14 protein-coding genes are annotated in these 14,658 nt (G+C 63.5%); 3 read left to right on the forward strand and 11 right to left on the reverse strand.

The window, feature by feature from the left end:
- Window positions 1-35: 35 nt before the first annotated feature.
- The 5 genes from leuC to rplS all read right to left on the reverse strand — a co-directional run bounded on the left by leuC (window position 36) and on the right by rplS (window position 5,274).
- Complete coding sequence (gene leuC / locus AC0L25_RS23605) at window positions 36-1,445, reverse strand: 3-isopropylmalate dehydratase large subunit (RefSeq protein ID WP_473597727.1); 1,410 nt, start codon at window positions 1,443-1,445, stop codon at window positions 36-38.
- A gap of 468 nt (window positions 1,446-1,913) precedes the next feature.
- Entirely contained in the window at window positions 1,914-2,549 is a 636-nt protein-coding gene (locus AC0L25_RS23610) for a class I SAM-dependent DNA methyltransferase (protein ID WP_473597728.1), read from the reverse strand.
- Between the two features lie 57 nt (window positions 2,550-2,606).
- Entirely contained in the window at window positions 2,607-3,416 is an 810-nt protein-coding gene (locus AC0L25_RS23615; protein WP_473597729.1) for an amino acid ABC transporter permease, read from the reverse strand.
- Window positions 3,417-3,678: 262 nt separating this feature from the next.
- The gene (locus tag AC0L25_RS23620) at window positions 3,679-4,476 is read right to left on the reverse strand and encodes a transporter substrate-binding domain-containing protein (protein ID WP_473597730.1); all 798 of its coding nucleotides are present in this window, start codon (window positions 4,474-4,476) and stop codon (window positions 3,679-3,681) included.
- Between the two features lie 258 nt (window positions 4,477-4,734).
- Window positions 4,735-5,274 carry a 50S ribosomal protein L19 gene (gene rplS, locus AC0L25_RS23625; protein ID WP_127208339.1) on the reverse strand — a complete coding sequence of 180 codons (540 nt, stop codon included), beginning with the start codon at window positions 5,272-5,274 and terminating at the stop codon, window positions 4,735-4,737.
- A 331-nt stretch (window positions 5,275-5,605) separates the two neighbouring features.
- On the opposite strand from rplS, the gene AC0L25_RS23630 reads away from it, so the two are divergent.
- Window positions 5,606-6,358, forward strand: coding sequence for a sulfite exporter TauE/SafE family protein (locus AC0L25_RS23630; protein WP_473597731.1), 753 nt, complete (start codon window positions 5,606-5,608; stop codon window positions 6,356-6,358).
- Here the strand turns inward: AC0L25_RS23630 and trmD are convergent.
- Together trmD and rimM are read right to left on the reverse strand one after the other, a co-directional pair.
- Complete coding sequence (trmD, locus tag AC0L25_RS23635; RefSeq protein ID WP_473597732.1) at window positions 6,340-7,038, reverse strand: tRNA (guanosine(37)-N1)-methyltransferase TrmD; 699 nt, start codon at window positions 7,036-7,038, stop codon at window positions 6,340-6,342. The genes AC0L25_RS23630 and trmD overlap by 19 nt on opposite strands.
- Complete coding sequence (gene rimM, locus AC0L25_RS23640) at window positions 7,035-7,634, reverse strand: ribosome maturation factor RimM (protein ID WP_473597733.1); 600 nt, start codon at window positions 7,632-7,634, stop codon at window positions 7,035-7,037. The genes trmD and rimM overlap by 4 nt, the downstream gene beginning before the upstream one ends.
- Before the next feature lie 126 nt (window positions 7,635-7,760).
- Here rimM and AC0L25_RS23645 point away from each other — a divergent pair, with 126 nt between their 5' ends.
- Window positions 7,761-8,699, forward strand: coding sequence for a tyrosine recombinase XerC (locus AC0L25_RS23645; protein WP_473597734.1), 939 nt, complete (start codon window positions 7,761-7,763; stop codon window positions 8,697-8,699).
- A 115-nt stretch (window positions 8,700-8,814) separates the two neighbouring features.
- Entirely contained in the window at window positions 8,815-9,882 is a 1,068-nt protein-coding gene (locus AC0L25_RS23650) for a TraB/GumN family protein (protein ID WP_473597735.1), read from the forward strand.
- Window positions 9,883-10,560: 678 nt separating this feature from the next.
- Here AC0L25_RS23650 and lpdA read toward each other — a convergent pair.
- The 4 genes from lpdA to odhB are packed head-to-tail and all read right to left on the reverse strand — an operon-like array spanning window position 10,561 to window position 14,615.
- Window positions 10,561-11,967, reverse strand: coding sequence for a dihydrolipoyl dehydrogenase (gene lpdA, locus AC0L25_RS23655; protein ID WP_473597736.1), 1,407 nt, complete (start codon window positions 11,965-11,967; stop codon window positions 10,561-10,563).
- Between the two features lie 40 nt (window positions 11,968-12,007).
- Entirely contained in the window at window positions 12,008-12,763 is a 756-nt protein-coding gene (locus AC0L25_RS23660) for an SDR family oxidoreductase (RefSeq protein ID WP_473597737.1), read from the reverse strand.
- A complete protein-coding gene (locus tag AC0L25_RS23665; protein ID WP_473597738.1) occupies window positions 12,760-13,272 on the reverse strand; it encodes a hypothetical protein in 513 nt (170 codons plus the stop codon). The genes AC0L25_RS23660 and AC0L25_RS23665 overlap by 4 nt, the downstream gene beginning before the upstream one ends.
- A gap of 41 nt (window positions 13,273-13,313) precedes the next feature.
- Window positions 13,314-14,615, reverse strand: coding sequence for a 2-oxoglutarate dehydrogenase complex dihydrolipoyllysine-residue succinyltransferase (gene odhB, locus AC0L25_RS23670; protein ID WP_473597739.1), 1,302 nt, complete (start codon window positions 14,613-14,615; stop codon window positions 13,314-13,316).
- Window positions 14,616-14,658 lie beyond the last annotated feature (43 nt).

The following is a 14,658-nucleotide window of genomic DNA, read 5'->3' on the forward strand; positions in this document are numbered from 1 at the left end:
GCATATCGTCATATACGGACTGTGGCAGCCCTGAGTTATTTCCACTCACGGATGTCGACGAAGTGGCCGGCAATCGCCGCTGCCGCCGCCATGGCCGGCGACACCAGATGGGTGCGGCCCTTGAAGCCCTGACGGCCTTCGAAATTGCGGTTCGAGGTCGAGGCGCAGCGCTCATGCGGCTTCAGCCGATCGTCATTCATGGCAAGGCACATCGAGCAGCCCGGCTCACGCCAGTCGAAGCCGGCGGCAACAAAAATCTTGTCGAGCCCCTCGGCCTCCGCCTGCTGCTTGACCAGACCGGAGCCCGGCACGATCATCGCATCGACATGCGGGCTGACTTGTCTGCCCTCGACCACCTTGGCGACGGCGCGCAGATCCTCGATGCGGCCGTTGGTACAGGAGCCGATGAAGACACGGTCGAGCGCGATATCAGTGATCTTGGTGCCCGGCTTCAGCCCCATATAGTCGAGCGCGCGCTGCTTGGACGTGCGCTTGTTCTCATCAGTGATATCGTCGGGGTTCGGCACGATGCCCTGGACCGAGACGACGTCCTCGGGCGAGGAGCCCCAGGAGACGATCGGCGGCAATTTCGCCGCGTCGAGCACGACCACCTTGTCGAAATGCGCGCCTTCGTCGGACTGCAGCGTCTTCCAGTAGGCGAGCGCGGCATCCCACGCCTCGCCCTTCGGCGCGCGCGGCTTGTCCTTGACATAGGCGAAGGTCGTCTCGTCAGGCGCGATCAGGCCGGCCCGGGCGCCGCCCTCGATCGACATGTTGCAGATCGTCATGCGGCCTTCCATGGACAGCGCGCGGATCGCCTCGCCGGCATATTCGATGACGTAGCCGGTGCCGCCGGCAGTGCCGATCTCGCCGATGATCGCCAAAATGATGTCCTTGGCGGTGACGCCTTCCGGCAGCACGCCGTCGACGCGCACCAGCATGTTCTTGGCCTTGCGCTGGATCAGCGTCTGCGTGGCCAGCACATGCTCGACTTCCGAGGTGCCGATGCCATGCGCCAATGCGCCGAAAGCACCATGCGTCGAGGTGTGGCTGTCGCCGCAGACGATGGTCATGCCGGGCAGCGTAAAGCCCTGCTCCGGACCGATGATGTGGACGATGCCCTGGCGGACATCCTTCTCAGAATAATATTCGACGCCAAAATCCTTGGCATTCTTGGCCAGCGCCTCGACCTGGATGCGGCTTTCCTCGTTCTTGATGCCGAACTTGCGCTCGGGCGAGGTCGACACATTGTGGTCGACCACGGCCAGCGTCTTTTCCGGATGCCGAACCTTTCTGCCGGTCATGCGCAGGCCTTCGAAAGCCTGCGGGCTGGTCACTTCATGGACGAGGTGACGGTCGATATAGAGCAGGCAGGTGCCGTCGTCCTGGCGGTCGACGACATGGTCGTCGAATATCTTGTCGTAGAGGGTGCGCGGTGCGCTCATGTGCGTAAATCCGTCGATATGGAAATGGGAAGGGACAAGCGCCGGCTAGCCAGCGAACACGGCCTAGCGAAGTCGGCTGGTCAGAGCGCCGGAAACGCGCGCGGAGAACCGCGACGGCAGGCGTTTTCTGTCCTGCAGCACGAAACCCTTGTAAGCCGGATCGCCAAAAAGCTGTTCCATGTGCCTGCTCTTATCAATGTTTGCCGATTTCGGCAATCGGAGAGCACCGGCGATCAGATGCTATACTCATCGACCACATAGAAGTTATCCTCTTGCCGCGGGCATTCCTCTCGCAACATAACCGCCGCACGTTGGTAGGAAGAAGGTCCCGTACCAAACACCTCGACTTCGAATTGACAGCGGCCGCACGTTACACAAATGCCTTCTATCGATCCATAGTCACCGTCAAGCTCGGTGGTAGCGGAACTGGTAGATACCCTCATAATCCCCCTGATCTAAGCCCACGAATTATAAGATTTCAAAGACGAAGGTTTTCACCAGCGCCTCGGGCTCGGCGATCGCATAGCAGCGGAACCACGGGCTTTCCTCGACCGGTTGCCATTTTCCGTCGTGCTCCAGATCGGCAAAGACATCGCGAAAGCCGCCGCTTTCAAACACCCGGTCGCGAACGGTGAAAATGGCGTGGCCGCCCTTCTTGGTGATGCGCACCAGTTCATGCAGGCCGGAAGCCGGCGCATGGCTGATGGTGAACACACCGGTCGAGAAGAAGGCGCGGAAATACCCGTCGGGCCAGGGCAGCGGATCGCCAAGCATCGCCTGTTTCAGCTCGCTGTAGGCTTGCCGGCTGCCGGCGATGTCAAGCATGTCCTCCGACAGGTCGAGCCCGGCGATGTCCTGATAGCCGAGTGCCTTGAGCGACGGTCCCGACAGACCGGTGCCGCAGCCGGCGTCGAGCAGCGGCCCCTCGCCTGATGGCACATGGCGCGCCACCCAGGCGGTGATCAGGAACGGCAGGAGGTAGCCGAGCGAGGCGGTTTCGCTGTCGTAGGTTGCTGCCCATGCGGCATAAGCCTCGGCAAGCGCTTCCGGCGTATCGGCCGTATAGACCGCATCCAGCGCCGCATTGGCTTTGTCGATGATCATGGGTGGCATCCCTTGAAACGTATCTGCCGCGATCGTAGCGCCGTCTTCGCCTGCCGGCTATTCCTCATGCTGGCGGCGCAGCCGCTTCTCCAGCCCCCGCAAGGCCAGCGACAGGCCGACCGTCAGGATGAGATAGATATAAGCGACGATCGAATAGGTCTCGAAGAAGCGGAACGAGCCGGCAGCGTAGATCTTGCCCATCTGGGTGATGTCGGCGACGCCGAGCACCGAGACCAGCGACGAATCCTTGACCATGGCGACGAAATCATTGCCGAGCGGCGGCAGGATGGTGCGGATCGCCTGCGGAAACACGATCAGCCGGAAACGCTGCGTGCGCGTCAGCCCCAGCGCCTTCGCCGCCTCGATCTGACCCTTCTCGACTGCCTGGATGCCGGCGCGGAAGACCTCGGAGATGAAGGCGGAGTAGCCGATGGTCAGCGCCATGATGGCGCGCCACAGCAGCGACACGTCGCGGACCAGCAGTTCTCCGAACAGACCCGCATTTTGCAATGGCGCGGTCAGCGTGTTCCACGCCGCGACGAAGGCCGGCGCCCCGGCGAAGGCGATCCAGAACAACAGCACCAGCATTGGCACGCCGCGGATGATCTCGACATAGAAGCGGGCGATCTGGCGCAGCCAGCGCGACCCCGACAGCCCCATCAGCGCAATGCCGAGCCCGATTGCCGAGGCCAGCGCAAAGGCGACCATTGTGACGAAGACGGTAATGCCGATGCCCTTGGCAACCGTCGCGAAAACCTGGGCGTAGAGGTCGCTTGCTGCAATGAAGATGGCGGCGGCCACGCCGAGCGCCGCCGCCACGGCAAGCCACCACGGGAAGTCTGACTTGTCGGAGGAAGCGGGGGGCATTAGGCAGTGCCGGTAAAGCAGGCATCGCGGAGGCAGCGCTCTATGGCGCCCCCCTCTGTCCTGCCGGACATCTCCCCCACGAGGGGGGAGATTGGCAGCTCTTGCGAAGGCGCCTCCTTTTCAGCGCTGCAGATAGGCGAAATCGGTCGCGATAGCCAATCTCCCCCCAAGTGGGGGAGATGTCCGGCAGGACAGAGGGGGGCGCGAAGGAACGAAGGCAGCACGAGTTCTTGCGCGTCCCGCAACGTCCGCGACAAAAGTCCTACTGCCCCATCTTGTAATCAAGGAACCATTTCTTGTTGAGCGCATCGAGCGTGCCGTCGGCCTTCAGTGCGGCGATCGCTGCATTGACCGGCTTCACCAGATCCGAGCCCTTGGGGAAGATGAAACCGAAATCCTCGGTGCCGAGCGGTCCGCCGATCAGCTTCAGCCCGCCATTGGACGCCTCGACATAGCCCTTGCCGGCAGTGCCGTCGGTCAGCACGACATCGACGTCGCCGGTCTTCAGCGCCTGCACCGTCGCGCCGAATGTCTCGAACAGCTTGATGCGCGGGTTCTGCTCATTGCCGTCGAGCACGCTGTAGACGGCAGTGTAGAAGGGCGTCGTGCCGGCCTGCGCGCCGATCAGCCCATCCTTGAAGGCGCCGAACGTCTTGGCGTCGGTGAAGCGCTTCTCGTCGCCACGCACCAGCATGAACTGTTCCGAGCGCATGTAGGGGTCGGAGAAATCGACCTTCTGCTTGCGGTCATCCTTGATGGTAATGCCGGTCATGCCGATGTTGTACTGGTTGTCGGAGACCGCCTGGATCATCGCGTCCCAGGAAGTGTTCTGGTACTCGACCTGGAAGTTCAGCCGCTTAGCGATCTCGTTCATCGCGTCATATTCCCAGCCGATCTGCTTGCCGGTTTTGGCGTCGATGAACTGCAGCGGCGGGTAAGCGTTCTCCGTCACCACCACCACCTTCTTGCCGCCGAGATCCGGCAGCGACTGCGCCAGGGCGGCGACGGGCGCAAGTATCAGAGCCAACAGGCCGGCCAACAGCAGTTTCGATTTGGTCATGGTGCACCCCTAAAACCTTGAACGGCCTCGACATGGTCGAGGCTTGCTGGAAATCCGGCGCCGACTTTAGCTTTCCGCAAGCGCCTTGCAAGCCGGTCCGATGCGCCGCGTCGCGCGAAAATGAATTCCCATGCTTTTACCAAACGATTACGGAACGATCCGTTTCGATTGCGGACCAACGTGGCCCGGCAAGATCGAATCCATCCCGCGAAAAAAAGGCGGCCGAAGCCGCCTTTTCGAAACATGGTTGGAGACGCGTTATTCGGCGACAGCCGCTTCCGCAGCCTTGGCGGCCTCGTCGGCGGCCTTCTTCTCGGCGGCGTCCTGCGCCGCCTTCTCGGCGGCCAGCGCCTGGGCTGCGGCCACTTTCTCGGCCTCGATGCGGGCCTTTTCGGCGTTCAGCGCATCGCGCTCATCATCGTTCAGCTTGCGGGCGCGCACGCCGGTGTTTTCCGAAATACGGGCCGACTTGCCGCGACGATCGCGCAGGTAATAGAGCTTGGCGCGGCGCACCTTGCCGCGGCGGACGATCTCGACGCCCTCGACCATCGGTGAAAAGACGGGGAACACGCGCTCGACGCCTTCGCCGTAGGAAATCTTGCGAACGGTGAAGTTCTCCTGGAAGCCGGCGCCGGCGCGGGCGATGACGACGCCCTCATAAGCCTGGACGCGGGTGCGGGTGCCTTCGGTCACGCGGACCTGGACGCGCACGGTGTCGCCGGGCTGGAATTCGGGAAGCTTGCGCTTGGCTTCGATCTTGGCGGCCTGTTCGGCCTCGAGCTGACGGAGGATATCCATCTCAAAAATCCACTTCTTGTTCTTCCGACAGTCAGAGCGTCCGACACTCGCCTTGCAGTTCCATCGACCGCTCGGCTATGCCCTTTGTTCGGAGAACATCGGGCAGGGGCGACTACACCGCCATTGTTGACGGGCCAGAAGATCGCTCTTGGCAGATTGTTCTTCCGGTTCGGCGCGCACATACAGCTATTTCGACGCTTTGTCACGCCTTTGCCCGTGTCTTTTTTGGTCGTTGGCCGACATTGCAATCTTTCAGCGCAGGGGTTGCGTCGAAGGCCCAAGCTTTTTAAGCCGGGGGAAACGTGACTTTCCTCCGGCGGTAATACGCTCCATGCCAGTCCTCGATGCGGCCCTGCTCTTTTTCGCGGGCTTTCTCTCAGGTGCCGTCAACGCCATAGCCGGCGGCGGGACGTTCATAACCTTCGGCGCCATGTCGCTGGTCGGCTTGCCGCCGATCGTCGCCAACGCCACCTCGTCGGTAACACAGTTTCCCGGCTACATCACCTCGACGCTCGCCTACTGGTCCGAAATCAAGCATTTCTGGCGCACGGCATTGCTGCTCGGCCTTATCTCGGCTTTCGGTGCACTGGCCGGTGCTCTCATCCTTCTGGCGCTCGACAATCCGTCGTTCCGCGTCCTGGTGCCATGGCTGCTGCTGGCGGCAACCGCGCTGTTCGCCGCCGGGCCGTGGCTGAAGCCGGCGCCCAAGCCGGGGCATGAGGCCGCGGTGGGTTCGCTGGTCGGTTCCCTGGCGCAATTCGCCACCGCCGTCTATGGCGGTTTCTTCGGCGCAGGCATGGGCGTCATGATGCTGGCGACGCTCGGTCTCACCCAGGCCGGCGACTATCACCGACTGAACGCGCTGAAGAACATGCTGGCCGTGGTCATCGCGGCAGTAGCCATCCTGGTCTTCATCTCGGGCGATGTCATCGCCTGGCCGCAGGCGATCGTCATGATACCGGGCGGCGCGCTGGGCGGCTATGCTGGCGTCTGGATCGCCAAGCGCGTGCCGCAAATTGCCGTGCGTGGCTTCGTCGTTGGGGTCGGCGTGTTCCTGGCCTTTTATTATTTCACCAAGGGGTGAACGGCTAACAGGTCCGGCCGCCGCTTCTTCGTCAATTTTTCCGCCTCCGCCCGCCGCCAAGCCGCGATCTTCTTGTGATTGCCCGAAGTGAGAACCTCGGGGATTTGCCGGCCCTCGAATTCCTGCGGCCGCGTGTAGTGCGGATGTTCGAGCAGGCCGTTTTCAAAGCTCTCTTCATCGCCCGACACCGCGTTGCCCATTACGCCGGGCAACAGCCGCACGACAGCGTCGAGCAGCACCAGCGCTGCCGGCTCGCCGCCGGAGAGGATGAAGTCGCCGATCGAGACCTCCTCAAGCCCCCGCGCCTCGATAACCCGCTGGTCGACGCCCTCGAAGCGGCCGCAGACGATGATGACGCCCGGCTGGCCGGCCAGTTCGCGCACGCGGGACTGCGTCAGCGGTTTTCCACGCGGACTCATAAGCAGCCGTGGCCGTGGATCGCCCGGTGGCGAGATATGGTCGATCGCCTTGGCCAAAACGTCGGCTCGCATAACCATGCCTGCGCCGCCGCCGGCCGGCGTGTCGTCGACGGTGCGATGGCGATCGCTGGCGAAATCGCGGATCTGGATTGCTTCCAGCGACCATGTGCCGGCCTCCAGCGCCCGGCCGGCCAGCGACAGGCCGAGCGCGCCGGGAAACATCTCTGGATAGAGCGTCAGCACCGAGGCGGAAAAACTCACCGGTTGCCCCCGGCGTCCTTCGGCCCGCGCGGCCTGCCCTTCGGGTCGAAACCATCGCGGCCGGGAGCATCGCTGTCTTCGTCATCGATCAAGCCCGCCGCCGCCGGATCGATGCGGAGGAAGCCCTCTTTGATCGACACGTCAGGCACGGCGGCCTGCGTGAACGGGATCAGCACGCCTTTGCGCTCGCCAAGCGTCACGTCGAGAATGTCGCCGCCGCCGAAATTATGCACGGCAACGACCTTGCCGATGTCAGCACCGGTATCGTCCCGGACCGCCAGCCCGACGAGATCGGCATGATAGAATTCGTCCTCTTCGCCATCGTCAGGCAGCATCGAGCGGTCGACGAATAATTCCGTGCCGGCGAGCGCCTCGGCGGCGTTGCGGTCGCTGATGCCCTTGAAGCGCACCACGACGACCGTGTTGGCCGGCCTGATGTCGACGATCTGGAAGGCGCGGCCGTCCTTGGCATAGAGCGGCCCGTAGTCGGCCAGCGCCAACGGATCGCCGGTGAAGGTCTTCACGCGCAATTCGCCCTTGATGCCGTGGGCGGCGCCGATCACGGCCATCAGGACGGGGTTTTGCGGTTTGGTCATCGGTGGTTCCTTTGCCTTGCTCTAGCTCCACCCTCTTGTCATTTCAATGACGCGGCTCTTCACCGCTTCCTAACCCGGCTGCCGGAAGATGGCCCAGAACCGGAAGAACGGCATCGGAAGAGCGCAATGCAGGAATTCCTCATCCCGGCCAAACCAGACCTTCAGGCGGCCCGCGAAAGCTGGTTGAAGATGCTGGCGCGGGAACGCCGGCTGTCGCCGGAAACCGTGGAGGCCTATGAGCGCGATACGCGCCAGTTCCTGCACTTCCTGACAGGCCATTGCGGCGGCTCGCCCGGCATTTCGGACATCGCCGATCTGCGCCCGGCCGATCTGCGCGGCTTTCTCGCCGCCCGCCGCGCCGGAGGCGCCGGCGCCCGCACGCTCGGACGCGGGCTGGCCGGCATCCGCTCGCTGCTGCGCTTTCTGGAGCGGCGCGGCCTCGTCAATGCGGCGGGTGCCGCTGCACTGCGCGCGCCAAGGCAGCCGAAGTCGCTGCCCAAGCCGCTGACGGCAAGCGATGCGAAACACGTCGTTTCGGTGGAAGGTCAGCTGGCGGAGGAACCGTGGATCGCCGCCCGCAACGCCGCCGTGCTGACGCTGCTCTACGGTTCGGGCCTGCGCATTTCCGAGGCACTCGGATTGTCGGGCGCCAATCTGTCGTCGGCTGGCGATACCGTGCTGCGCGTCACCGGCAAGGGTGGCAAGACCCGGCTGGTGCCGGTGCTGCCGGTGGCGCTGCGGGCAATCGCCGAATACCGCCGGCTCTGCCCCTATCATCTCGATCCGAAAGGCCTGCTGTTTCGCGGCGCCCGCGGCGGCCCACTCAACCCGGCCATCGTCCAGCGCGACATGGCCAGGCTGCGCTCGGCGCTCAATCTGCCCGACACCGCCACGCCGCACGCCTTGCGCCATTCCTTCGCCACGCATCTGCTTGGACGCGGCGGCGACCTGCGCACCATCCAGGAACTTTTGGGCCACGCCAGCCTGTCGACGACGCAGATCTACACCGGCGTCGACACCGCGAGGCTGCTCGAAATCTATGAAGCGTCCCATCCGCGGGCGTAACCGACGCGTGATTTCGCAAAGGTGCAGCCAAGATATGAGTCGTGGAGCCATGTCTGAGACAATTTTGCCGCGCCGGTTAACCGTTTCGCCGTTCTTTGTCTCTAGAAAGCGAGCCATGAAACGCGCCGTTGCCATCGCCGACCGCACGGCCCTTGCCTCGTTGAGGCTGCTCGTGGCGCTCAACATTCTGTTTTTTCTTTCTTTCCTCATCATCGCGCTGCTCGCCGCCGGCAAGGCGCGCGCCGAAACCCCGGTCTGCGCCGGCGCCGACATACTGTCGGCCTTGCAGAAGGACGACCCGGCCAGCTACCGCAAGATCGAGGCCGAAGCGGCCGCGACACCGAACGGCAAGGGCCTGTTGTGGAAACTGGAAAAGGCGGGGGAAAGACCGTCCTTCTTGTTCGGCACCATGCACATGACCGACCCGCGTGTGACCACGCTGCCGCCCGCCGCGCAGAAGGCCTTCGACGCCGCCGACACTATCGTCATCGAGACCACGGAGGTGCTCGATCAGCAGAAGATGATGGCGGCGTTCCTGAAAGAGCCGGAGCTGATGATGTTCACCGACAGCACCACGCTGTCCTCGCTGCTGTCGCCGGACGATGCGGCGGCGGTGAACAAGGCGCTCGACGCGCGCGGCATCCCGCCGGCGAGTGTCGCCAAGATGAAACCGTGGATGCTGTCGACCATGGTCGCGCTCCCGGCCTGTGAACTGGCCCGCCAGGCCGGCGGCACGCCGGTGCTCGACATCAAGCTTGCGCAGGACGCCAAAGCCTCAGGCAAGGCCGTCGATGGGTTGGAGACCATCGCCGACCAGCTTCGCGCCATGGCCTCGCTGCCGCTCGCTTTTCACATGAAGGGCCTCGTCGACACATTGAAGCTCGGCGACAGAATGAGCGACGTCAACGAAACCATGATCGTGCTCTACCAGCGCGGCGACATCGGCATGTTCTGGCCGCTGTTTCGTGCCGTCCTTCCCGGCGGCGAAGACGATTCGGCGGGCTATGCCGCCTTCGAGGAAACCATGATCACCCGCCGCAACAAGGTGATGATCGACCATGCCGGGCCGATCCTCGCCAAGGGTAACGCCTTCATGGCGGTCGGCGCCCTGCACCTTCCGGGCGCGGAAGGCCTGGTCGAGGATTTCCGCAAGGCCGGCTACACTGTCACTGCCGTCGACTGAGTTGCACGGTTGAGTTGCGATCCGGCAAGACGTGATTCGGGGCGATGCGTTCCCGAATCACGGAAGGTTGTCTCAGTACGCGAGGTCGAAAAGGTTTGTTTTGGCTCGATCTCTGCGAATTTTGCGAGTAAAGTGGGTGCAGACAAACGATTCCAGGCGAAGATTGCCCTGTTTTCGGCGTTTTCGATCTCTAGCGTGAAACCTGTTCAACGATTGCGCGTTGAAGTGTGTTGATTGATACTTTTCATCCACGGAGGACACTTTTATGGCGAATCCAAACGACCCGTACACCACTCCGACACCCCCTCCCAGGTCGGGTGGCGGCGCCACCGGCTGGCTGATCGCCCTGGTTGTCGTTATTCTGGCTATTGTCGCTTACTATGTTTTTGGAAGAAGCGGTGAGGCGCCTGAGCCTGCCGAACCGCCTGCCGCCACGACGCCGGCACCGGCGCCAGCACCGGCTGAACCGACGCCTGCTCCGGCAGAGCCTGCGCCAGCTCCGGCACCGGCAGAGCCTGCTCCGGCGCCTGCTCCGGCGCCTGCAGAGCCAGCGCCTGCTCCGGCGCCCGCACCAGCCCCGCAGTGATCGGCTGCTGATTTCAAATACGAACGGCCCGCTGAAAAGCGGGCCGTTTTGCTTTGAGCCGTCAGATGGCTGCCGGAGTAGCTTGGGAGGGCCTACATGTGGATCGGCTTGAAGAAGGTCGCCAGTGCCGCTTCCTTCACCGCTTCCGACATCGTCGGGTGGGCGTGACAGGTGCGGGCAAGATCTTCCGACGAGCCGCCGAACTCCATCAGCACCGCCGCCTCGTGGATCATCTCGCCGGCGCCGAAGCCGACGATGTGGACGCCGAGCACGCGGTCGCTCTGCTTGTCCGCCAGGATCTTCACGAAGCCGTCGGTATGCAGCATGGCGCGCGCCCGGCCATTGGCACTGAACGGAAACTTGCCGGACTTGTAGTCGATACCGGCCGCCTTCAGCTCTTCCTCCGTCTTGCCGACCGAGGCGATTTCCGGACTGGTGTAGACGACGTTCGGGATCACCTCGTAATTCACATGGCCGGCCTGGCCGGCCATGGTCTCGGCCACCGCCACGCCTTCGTCCTCGGCCTTGTGGGCGAGCATCGGCCCGGCGATGACATCGCCGATGGCGTAGATGCCCGGCATATTGGTCTTGAGATGGCCATCCGTCTTGACCCGGCCGCGCTCGTCGACCTCGACCCCGGCCTCCTTCAGCCCGAGACTGTCCGAATAGGCCCGGCGTCCCGTCGCGATCAGCACCGCATCCGCCTCGATCGTCTCGGCAGCACCCCCCTTGACCGGCTCGAAAGTCACTGTGGCACCCTTCTTGGCCTTGGCGACGCCGGTCACCTTGGCGCCGAGCCTGAATTCGATGCCTTGCTTGGACAGCATGCGCTGGAACTGTTTGGCGACCTCGCCGTCCATGCCACCCAGTATGGTGTCGAGGAACTCGACGACGGTCACCTTGGCGCCGAGCCGCGCCCATACCGAGCCGAGCTCCAGCCCGATGACGCCACCGCCGACCACCATCAGATGGCCCGGCACCTTGTCCAGCGACAGCGCGCCGGTCGAGGACATGATCACCTTCTCGTCGATGTCGACCTCGACCCCCGGAATGCCGGCGACGTCGGAGCCGGTGGCGATGACGATGTTTTTGGTCTCGATCTCCTCGACCTTGCCGTCCTCGCCGGTCACCGACACCTTGCCGGCGGACAAGACCTTGCCGGTGCCGCGAAACGAGTCGATCTTGTTCTTCTTGAACAGGAAGGCGACGCCGTTGACGTTGGACGCCACCGTCGCGTCCTTGTGCGCCATCATCTTTTCCAGATTGAGCTTCGGCGCGCCGATCTCGACGCCCAGCGTATCGAAGGAATGACCGGCCTCAGAAAATATCTCGGAGGCATGCAGCAGCGCCTTGGACGGGATACAGCCGATATTGAGGCAGGTGCCGCCGAAGGTCGGGTTCTTCTCGACCACCGCCGTCTTCAGGCCGAGCTGTGCGGCCTTGACGGCGCAGACATAGCCGCCTGGTCCCGATCCGATGATAACGACGTCATAAGCCATGATACTGTCCTTCTGGTCTGGCACTCAGCCTTGGCTGGGATTAGCGGCCGCCGCCCACTTCCAAATTCGCGCCTGTCGTAAAGGACGCCTCGTCTGACAGGAGCCAGAGAATTGCCGCGGCGACCTCTTCGGCGGTTCCCGCCCTTTGCATGGGCACGGTGTGACGCATCCTCTCGACGCGATCCGGCTGCCCGCCGGAGGCGTGGATTTCGGTGTCGATGATGCCTGGACTGACCGCGTTGACGCGGATGCCTTCGCCGGCCACTTCGCGCGCCAGGCCAATGGTGAAGGAATCGATCGCGCCCTTCGAGGCGGCGTAGTCGACATATTCGCCCGGCCCGCCAATTCTCGCGGCAATCGAGGAGATATTCACGATAGCGCCGCCCTTGCCGCCATGGCTGGTCGACATGCGCTTCACCGCTTCGCGGGCACAGAGCATGGAGCCAATGACGTTGATGCGCATCATGCGCTCCAGCCTTGCTCCGCTCATTTCGTCGACACGCGCCCTGCGGTCGACCACGCCAGCATTGTTGACGAGCGCGTCGAGCGGCCCGAACGCATGATCGATCCTCTCGAACATCGCCTGAACATCGGCCTCGCTGCCGACGTCGCCCTTGATGGCCAGCGCTTCGCCGCCATCCTGCTCGATCGCCTCGACAAGTGCTGCGGCGGCAGCCTCGTTCGACGCATAGTTGATCGCAACACGGTATCCGGCCTTGGCGGCAAGCCTGGTCGTGGCGGCGCCGATGCCGCGGCTGCCGCCGGTCACCAGCAGCACTTTTTTGGCCGCGCTCATTCCTGACAACCCTTCAATGTGAAAACATCCCACGGCACTTTCGAAAACCCGTTGGCGCCATAGGCGGCCGACATCTGCAGCGACGGTCCGAGGTCGGGAAAGATCAGGGTCTTCGGCGCGTCGACGCCTTCGGCCGGCAGCAGAGCGATGTTGCCCTTGTCGTCAGCACTGTAGACGACCCCCTCCCACAGCGTGCAGGCGGCGAGCTCGTCGCCGGTGACGTCGCCTGTCGGGCATTTGTACATCAGCGAACCATGCGGCCGCGCCACGCCTTGCGTCCACATGACGATGCCGTCGAGCACGACGTCTTTATCGAGAACCATCTTGAACGTGTTGGTGACGACAGCCGATCCATCGGTCGGCCGGAAATCGATCTCGGCTTCGCTTTCGGCTTCGCCATAGACGGCGAGCTCGAGCGGACAGGCGGCAAAGGCTGCCGATCCCGTCTGCGCAACACCAGCAGTGCACAGCGTGAAAAACAATCCGGAGCGCAAACGAGAGGAGCTCATTCGGTGGCGCAGATCCATTCTCCGGCTCACCTCGACCGACCCTAGAGGTCGAGCACCAGCCGCTCCGGATCCTCCAGGCTTTCCTTGACCCGGACCAGGAAGGTCACCGCTTCCTTGCCGTCGACGATGCGGTGATCGTAGGAGAGCGCCAGATACATCATCGGCCGGATCACAATCTGGCCGCCGACCACCACCGGCCGCTCCTGGATCTTGTGCATGCCCAGAATGCCCGACTGCGGCGCGTTGAGGATTGGCGTCGACATCAGCGACCCGTAAACACCGCCGTTTGAAATCGTAAACGTGCCTCCTTGCATGTCCGCCACGGAAAGCTTGCCGTCACGCGCGGCGATGCCCAGCCGGCCGATCTCCTTCTCGATCTCGGCTATTCCCATCTGGTCGGCATCGCGCACCACCGGCACGACGAGGCCTTTTTCGGTGCCGACGGCGACGCCGATATGGGCGTAGTTCTTGAAGATGATGTCGGTGCCGTCGATCTCGGCATTGACGGAAGGAATTTCCTTCAACGCATGGGTGACGGCCTTGGTGAAGAAGCCCATGAAGCCCAGCTTCACGCCGTGCTTCTTTTCGAACACATCCTTGTATTTGGTCCTGAGCACCATCACCGCGCTCATGTCCACCTCGTTGAAGGTGGTCAGCATGGCGGCAGTCGACTGCGCTTCCTTGAGTCGGCGCGCGATGGTCTGCCGCAGCTTGGTCATGCGCACGCGCTCTTCGCGCGACGCGTCATCGGCCGAGGACGGCGCACGGGCGACGACCGGTGCAGGGGCCTTCGGCGTCTCGGCCGGTTGCGACGGCGCGCCCCTGGCGATCGCGTCGAGCACGTCGCCCTTCAGCACCTGGCCGCGCTTGCCGGAACCCGAGACCTGGTCGACCGCGAGATTGCTCTCGGCCAGCAGCTTCGCCGCCGCTGGCGCCGGCGGCATCGTGCGCGCCTCAATCGGCCCGGCGTCGCCGGCGATCTTGGCGGTCTCGGCCGCGGCTTGCTTGACGGTGGATGCGGCGGTCGGCGCCGAAGCCTGCGATACCGCGTCCTGCTTTGTTTCAGGAGTTGACGACTTCGCGGGTGCTGTCAATTTTGCCCCGTCGCCCGCCGAAATCATGCCGAGCAAAGCGCCGACTTCGACTGTCTCGCCCTCCTTGACGGCGATCTCGCTAAGCGTTCCCGCGGCCGCGGCCGGCACCTCCACCGTTACCTTGTCGGTTTCGAGCTCGACCAGCGGCTCGTCGGTGGCGATCGCATCGCCCACCTTCTTGAACCATTTGCCGATGGTCGCCTCGGTGACGGATTCGCCAAGGGTGGGGACGCGGATTTCGGTAGCCATTGTGCCTGTCCGTTTTTCTGTCGGTTCTGTTCTATTCGCCCAG

The sequence above is a fragment of the Mesorhizobium sp. WSM4813 genome (assembly GCF_055811555.1).